Genomic DNA, 218 nt, shown 5'->3' with positions numbered 1-218 from the left:
CATCCCTTACCAAAAAATTACCACCGACACCACAGAATTCAAATACTACGAAGAAGATCAAACGGGGAAACTTCAAACAAAGAAACTCTACCTCGATCCATACATGGACCTGTACAATTTGGAAATCATCAGCTACGTCCTCTCCGATCAACCCAACGGCGTCACCATGCTTAAAGGCCTAGAAGAAGCCATCAAACGCACCGACACCTGCCCCTACC

1 pseudogene is annotated in these 218 nt (G+C 46.3%); it reads left to right on the top strand.

The window, feature by feature from the left end:
- Nucleotides 1-218: pseudogene (locus tag PEPTYR26121_RS08975) on the top strand (IS3 family transposase); the annotation flags it as partial.

Source organism: Aedoeadaptatus nemausensis, from assembly GCF_903819165.1.
GTDB lineage: Bacteria > Bacillota > Clostridia > Tissierellales > Peptoniphilaceae > Aedoeadaptatus > Aedoeadaptatus nemausensis.
The sequence above is the reverse complement of the archived record's forward strand: the minus strand, read 5'-3'. Positions and strand labels throughout refer to the sequence as shown.